We start from the raw sequence: 247 nt of genomic DNA, 5'->3' as shown, positions 1-247 counted from the left end.
GTTGTCTTTTGACAAGGTCGTCCTTTGAAAACTGAACAAAGTTTCGTTTAAATGTGCAGGGTCCTTGATACTTCGGTATCGAGGCAAAAAGTAACATTTGCGAAGTCAATTCGCTAGAACAACAAATCGAGCTATTCGAACAGCTCATATTTATATGAGAGTTTGATCCTGGCTCAGGATGAACGCTGGCGGCGTGCCTAATACATGCAAGTCGAACGAGTTTTGGTCGATGAACGGTGCTTGCACT

General features: G+C 43.3%; 1 rRNA gene. It reads left to right on the top strand.

What is annotated here, in order from left to right:
• Positions 1-150: 150 nt before the first annotated feature.
• Positions 151-247: ribosomal RNA gene (locus GSO_RS15350) — 16S ribosomal RNA — on the top strand; the annotation flags it as partial.

It is taken from the genome of Lacticaseibacillus zeae DSM 20178 = KCTC 3804 (genome assembly GCF_000260435.1).
Lineage (GTDB): Bacteria > Bacillota > Bacilli > Lactobacillales > Lactobacillaceae > Lacticaseibacillus > Lacticaseibacillus zeae.
The sequence above is the reverse complement of the archived record's forward strand: the minus strand, read 5'-3'. Positions and strand labels throughout refer to the sequence as shown.